Annotated in this window: 1 protein-coding gene and 1 pseudogene; both read left to right on the top strand. The window is 46.7% G+C overall.

The genetic code is table 11. The features are described from left to right. Positions 1 to 377, top strand: a 377-nt coding sequence (locus R8O11_RS26290; protein ID WP_318194750.1) for a response regulator transcription factor, incomplete at its 5' end; no start/stop codon positions are given. Continuing rightward, a pseudogene (locus R8O11_RS26285) lies at positions 367 to 857 on the top strand (ATP-binding protein); the annotation flags it as partial. The gene R8O11_RS26290 and the pseudogene R8O11_RS26285, both read left to right, overlap by 11 nt.

Genomic DNA, 857 nt, shown 5'->3' with positions numbered 1-857 from the left:
CCGATGATTACCTGACTAAACCGTTTGAAATGGTTGAGCTTATCGCTCGTCTTCGCGCCCAACTGCGCAGAGCATCTGGTAACGCTTCTCCGGTCATGCAAATAGGCGATTTAAGCCTAGATACCAGAACCTCAAAAGTGATGTGGCAAGGCCAAGCAGTGAGCCTAACAGCACTGGAATATAAAGTAGTCGCTTACTTTATGCATAATCCTGAAAAAGTCATTTCACGCACGGAGCTTGTGGAGCACATTTACAAGCAAGACTTTGATCGTGACTCCAACACGATTGAAGTATTTATCGGTCGTATTCGTAAGAAAATCGCCCCAAAAATCATCAAAACCGTGCGTGGTTTAGGGTATCAACTGAATGCCGAATAAGAACAAACTGCCGCTGCATGCCTTAAAGCGCTTAAGTATCAAAAGCCGATTGGTGTTGGCGGCGGTTGTGTGGCTCACCGCCATGATCCTTGCTGCGGGTGTCACCATTCCTACCCAAGTTTATAACTATATGGTGGACGACACGCGCTCCCAGCTGAGCATCTTTATGGATGAAATCGCCGCTCAATTGGAAGTCGATCATACAGGCCATCTTTCGTTAGCAGCTCAGCTGTCGGACCCTCGCTTTAGTCGCCCGTACAGCGGCTTATATTGGAGTGCATCGACAGATACAAGCCTCGAACGCTCTCGCTCGTTGTGGGATAAAAGAATCGAGTATAAAGGACTCGATAAAGATGCGTATGGTGCAAGAGACGAAAAACTGATTACTCTGGAAAAAGCGCTATATCTACCCGACTACGAAGGTCCAATTCATATCATCGTAGGTATCGATGAAGAGCCAATAAAAAGCACACTGCAAAC

The organism is Vibrio sp. 1288, assembly GCF_033344475.1.
The sequence above is the reverse complement of the archived record's forward strand: the minus strand, read 5'-3'. Positions and strand labels throughout refer to the sequence as shown.